Origin of the sequence: Mycolicibacter kumamotonensis, from assembly GCF_002086285.1 — a bacterium.
Lineage (GTDB): Bacteria > Actinomycetota > Actinomycetes > Mycobacteriales > Mycobacteriaceae > Mycobacterium > Mycobacterium kumamotonense.
Window position 1 is genome coordinate 1 of the sequence record NZ_MVHU01000073.1, and the last position, 4,705, is coordinate 4,705.

General features: G+C 66.3%; 6 protein-coding genes. 5 read left to right on the top strand and 1 reads right to left on the bottom strand.

Annotated features, from left to right (window positions below; genetic code table 11):
• On the top strand, positions 1-384 hold a 384-nt coding region (locus BST28_RS22655; RefSeq protein ID WP_207570182.1), incomplete at its 5' end, for a PE/PPE C-terminal domain-containing protein.
• Between the two features lie 11 nt (positions 385-395).
• On the opposite strand, the gene BST28_RS22660 is transcribed toward BST28_RS22655, so the two are convergent.
• A complete protein-coding gene (locus tag BST28_RS22660; RefSeq protein WP_019735321.1) occupies positions 396-1,010 on the bottom strand; it encodes a TetR/AcrR family transcriptional regulator in 615 nt (204 codons plus the stop codon).
• 38 nt (positions 1,011-1,048) lie between these two features.
• Here BST28_RS22660 and BST28_RS22665 point away from each other — a divergent pair, with 38 nt between their 5' ends.
• From BST28_RS22665 to BST28_RS22680, 4 genes are all read left to right on the top strand, one after another.
• Positions 1,049-2,275 (top strand): hypothetical protein, encoded by a 1,227-nt coding sequence (locus BST28_RS22665; protein ID WP_065287888.1) that lies wholly within the window; start codon positions 1,049-1,051, stop codon positions 2,273-2,275.
• An 89-nt stretch (positions 2,276-2,364) separates the two neighbouring features.
• Positions 2,365-3,108: a hypothetical protein gene (locus BST28_RS24460; RefSeq protein WP_207570184.1), complete on the top strand. Its 744-nt coding sequence runs from the start codon at positions 2,365-2,367 to the stop codon at positions 3,106-3,108.
• A gap of 252 nt (positions 3,109-3,360) precedes the next feature.
• Positions 3,361-3,774 carry a helix-turn-helix domain-containing protein gene (locus BST28_RS22675; protein ID WP_133054363.1) on the top strand — a complete coding sequence of 138 codons (414 nt, stop codon included), beginning with the start codon at positions 3,361-3,363 and terminating at the stop codon, positions 3,772-3,774.
• Positions 3,771-4,514, top strand: coding sequence for a hypothetical protein (locus BST28_RS22680; RefSeq protein ID WP_065289847.1), 744 nt, complete (start codon positions 3,771-3,773; stop codon positions 4,512-4,514). The genes BST28_RS22675 and BST28_RS22680 overlap by 4 nt, the downstream gene beginning before the upstream one ends.
• The last annotated feature ends 191 nt before the right edge of the window (positions 4,515-4,705 follow it).

The window sequence follows — 4,705 nt, forward strand, 5'->3', positions numbered from 1 at the left end:
GGCCTGGGCAGGGCCACCCCGATCGGGGGACTCTCCGTGCCGCCGACCTGGGCAACCGCGGCACCGGAGATGCAGCCGACCGCCTTCACCTTGGCCGCCGCCGAGACCCGATTGCCGGCCGCCGCCGTCGGCCTGCCTCCGGGGACGGTGTTCCAAGAGGCGATGATGGGAACGACCGCGGGCCAGGGCGCAACGACCGACACCAGCGGCCGCAGCGGCCAGAAGAACGGCAAGAAGAGTGAAGAGCAAGACGGGCAGCCGGTGACCACGCTGACCAACGGCAGCGGCTGGCTGGCCTCGTCTTGGGCCTACCACACCCGAAGGCGCGAGGGGCAGCCGCTGCCCGCCCATTGGCGGACTAGCTCATCGGACCAGCCCGCCTAGCCGGCGCTCCGCTAGCTGCGCTCGCGTTCCAGGTAGTGGCTGACCATCTCGATCAGCGTATGGCGCTCGGTCTGCCAGTCGAAGGCGCCGCCGATGATCATCTGCGCCAACACTATTCCCCGTAACGCCGCCCAGATCACTTCGGCCACACCAGAATCCGCTGGGTCATCGGAGACCAGCCGGCCCAGGCGGCCGATTGCTTCGTTCATCTGCAACAGGTGCTCGTGGGACTGTTCGCCGAGGCTGCCGCGGGTGGCCCGCAGGATCTCGAACGCGGCCAGCGAGGTCGGGCTGGCATAGCAGCTCCAGGCGGTGTCGACGACGGTCTCGATGCGCTGCCGCAGTTCCAGGCCGCTCACCTCGACCGCCGACAGGCTGGCCAGCAACCGGGCCACGCCTTCATCGACTACGGCCATCAGCAGTCCGTTGCGGTCGCCGAAGTGGTACTGGATGACGCCCCAGGTCACTCCGGCCCGCTCGGCGACGTGCTTGGCGGTCGCCGCGCCGAAGCCCTCTTCCAGAATGCAGCGCACCGTCTCGTCGATGATCCGGGCCCGGGTGTCGTCGCCGCGCTTGCGGGGCGCGCTGGTTCGCCGAGTCGGGCTGGGACCTGCCGAAATGACCATTGTTGACTTTATAACATAGTCCGGTCTATTTTTTCCACGTGACCGAATCCAGGTATGCGTCGCTGTCGCGCGACGAGTTGGCCGTGCTGGTGCCCGAGCTGCTGTTGATCGGGCACATGATCGACCGCTCCGGAATGGCCTGGTGCATCAGCGAATTCGGCCGTGAAGAGATGCTGCAGATCGCCATCGAAGAGTGGGCGGGCTGCAGTCCGGTCTACACCCGGCGCATGCAGCGGGCGCTGGGTTACGTCGGCGACGACGTGCCCACCATCTTCAAGGGACTGCAGTTCGACATCGGCTCACCGCCACAGTTCATGGACTTCCGTTTCACCGTGCACGACCGCTGGCACGGCGAGTTCGAGTTGGCCAGCTGCGGTGCGCTGCTCGACGTGGAACCGCTGGGCGAGGACTACGTCTTCGGCATGTGCCACACCATCGAGGACCCGACGTTCGACGCCACCGCGGTGGCGACCAACGTGCGGGCACAGTGCCGCCCGGTGCACCGCCCGCCCCGCGCTCCGGCCGACCGGCAACCCCACTGCTGCTGGACCGTCATCATCGACGAGTCCTATCCCCCGGCGCAGCCGATTCCGGCGTTGGCGGTGATCAGCGAAACCAGAGCCGCCACTTGGGAACTCGACGCGATTGATCCGTCCGATGAGGGTCTGGCCGACTACACCGGGCCGCTGCTGTCCGACATCGACTTCACCGCGTTCTCCCACTCGGCGCTGGTCCGGCTGGCCGACGAGGTGTGCCTGCAGATGCACCTGCTGTACCTGTCCTTCGCGCTGGCGGTGCGCGCCCGGGCCGCAACCGACGAGCTGGCCGCTTCGGTGGGCCGGCGCCAGCTCACCGGCCTGGCCGGGCTGGGTGCGATGCGCATCAAGAACGCCCTGCGGCTCTCCGACGACGTCGACGCGGCGCTGCGCACCTTCGAGCTGCACCCGCTGCTCAACCCGGCCGGATATGTGCGCGCCGAGCTCGGCGACGGCCGGATCGTCGTGGGCCACTCGCCCGCGCACGACGACGGGGCCTGGATCACGCTGTGCTCGCCGGCCGAGGTCAACCCGCTGCAGGCCATCGCGACCGCGGTCAATCCGCACCTGCGGGTGAGCGTCGACGGCTCCGACACCGACTGGACCGCAACGGTGAGCGAAACCGACACCGCGGCGGACGAGCTGCCCGAGGTGATGGTGACCAAGGTCAGCGGCGGGGCGAACTTCGTGTTCCGGCCCCGCAGGTCACTGCCGCTAACAGTTGTATAAACCTGTGGTCACGGCGGTGGCGGCGCACCGTGCTCCGCCTCTAACGTGGTGACGACTCCCCGCCGTTGTCGACCCAAGGTAAGCCGCATATGTACGACCCGCAGGACGACGAGGTCACCCGGGAGGCCGACGCGATCGGGGCAACCGAGATGGCACCGACGGTGACGTCTGCCCCCGGAACCGGTTCCGTCGTGGACGCCTTCGCCTGGTCGCAGGAGGACGGCAGCGCGAGCGCCGAGCCGGCGCCCTATGTCGAAGACCCCTACGGCTACGACCAGGTGCCCACCACTGGGCGTCGCCCGGCGGTGACGCCGGCTCCGATCCCGGCCCGTCGGCACCCGTCGCAGTGGCCGCGTTACGCGCTCGGTATCGGCATCCTGGTGGCGCTGATCGCGGTCGCCGGCGCGCTCTACAGCCTGGCGCGCTCCACCGAGGACGAGGCGCCGGTGCAGCGGGAGACCAGCGCGGTCGTGGTGCCGCCGGTCTCCAGTGCATTGCCGCCACCCCCGGCGCCCGTTGTCCCGCCGCCGCCAGCGGCCACCACCCCGGCGCCGCCCCCGGTGACCACCACCGAGCCTCCGATCACCACGACGACGGCGCCGCCGACCACGACCACGACCACGACCACGCCGCCGCCGAGCACCACCACCACGACGACGGCACCGCCCACGACGACCACCACCGTGCCCACGACCACCACGGTTTCACCGACCACGACTGCGCCGCCGACCACCACGGTGCCGCCGACCACCACCACCGTGCCGATGACGACCGAGTACCTGCGAATCCCGTTGGTGCCGATCCCGATTCCGATCACCGTTCCGGAGAACTGACCGCGCAAGGGTAGCCGGCGTGCGCCCTGCTTTCGTTGCGCGCCTTCTTGCTTGGCGTGACCTGGCGGATCGTCGTGCGGCCTTGTGCGCGTGGGCTTCTGCGGGCGCCGATTCGCATCTGCGCGCGGACTTGGCGTTACACCGAACGGCGTTTTTGGTAACGCCGGTATTGACGTCCCAGATATGCAATTGGATTTTCATAACCTTAAAAGCGGTTTGCGCAGAAGTTAACGCTACCGATAGCGTGCCTATGTGGCTATAACAGATGTTGATGGCCGAACCGTCCGCGAAAGCGTATGTCGGTTGCTCAGCAGGGGGGTCCGCGACAGTGAAATCGCTGCCGCTCTTGACATGTCGGTGAGTACCTTTAGCAGGCGAAAGAACCGGTCAGACTTCCCGACCTTCGGCGAGCTGCGCAAGATCGCGGAACGCCTCGGTGTCGATGAGACCATCCTGTTGGTCGACTTCGGATACATCGAAGTGGCCAGTCTGAGCGACCAGCTTCGGCAACGCTATATCGCCTACCGGAAGGCCATCGACGTGATCAAATCAATGCGCAGAAGGCCGATCCAAGCCGGGGCGGCTATCCCGGGTAAGCCTATACACCCCAGTGTGCAGAAACGCGTACCGGCAATCCGGCAGGCGAAACCCATTCGGCCGCTGTGATCGCGGTCGATCTCACCATCGTCGCGACACTCTCTTCGATGGTGTACGCCATCTGGGTGCGCCGCGGTACCTTCAGCTCCGAGATCGAACGTCCGCTGACGGTCTCGATTGCCCTAGGCATCGTCGGTATCGCGTTGGTGTCGCCGCAGGGATCGTCGATCACCGGTGCAGGACTCCACGCCCTAACCGGTCAGTGGCACCTCGAAACCTGTTCAGGCGATTTCTGCCTGATCGCATCGCAGATCAGTGCGCACTACTGGCTGTTGGGCGGGGTGTTCAACGACGGTGAACGCAAAATTTGGATGCGCTATCGGGTACAGCCGGTGGTCACGCTAGCGATGCCGCACATGGCCGCATGCATGGCATTAACCCGAGCAGTACACGAGGGGACGCCGAACATTCTCGACGCGGCGCCCGATGCGTGGCTCACGGGTTATTGGTTGATCGTGGCAGCAATGATGATCTACATCTGGGTTGCCGGTCTGTGCGTCCTGCGCGTGATGCGTCGCGACCGAGACTCGCGGCACGTCGCCAATGCCTACATCGCGACCATGGGTTGTGGTATCGCGGCGTGCACTCTGCAGATCGTGTCCGTTCTCAGCGGCATCCAACAGCCTGTTCACGGGCTGTTCACGTGGTGGCTGCTGTGTTCCGGGTCTGCGGGGACCTGCCTTGTCGCCGCGTGGTCTTGGCGCCTTAAGCAGCAGCGCCTTCGAGGGAATCTGTCGGGATCCAGCTGATTCAGCGCCTGTTCCCCGTGCCGGCCAGCCGGCTGTGCCGCGGGGAAACGTGATCTACCGGGGATCGACACACTATTGGCACTTCCGGTCCAATACCCGAGTATGTCGGCTCGTTGAATCGCCCTGGAAATGCTGGAGGCTCCTGACCTTGGAAACGAGGATGCAGGTATGCCGAAGGAACAGTCGCCTGG

Coding starts and splice junctions, on each gene's coding strand:
- BST28_RS22660 (WP_019735321.1), bottom strand. CDS start 1,010: ATGGTCATTTCGGCAGGTCCCAGCCCGACTCGGCGAACCAGCGCGCCC.
- BST28_RS24460 (WP_207570184.1), top strand. CDS start 2,365: ATGTACGACCCGCAGGACGACGAGGTCACCCGGGAGGCCGACGCGATC.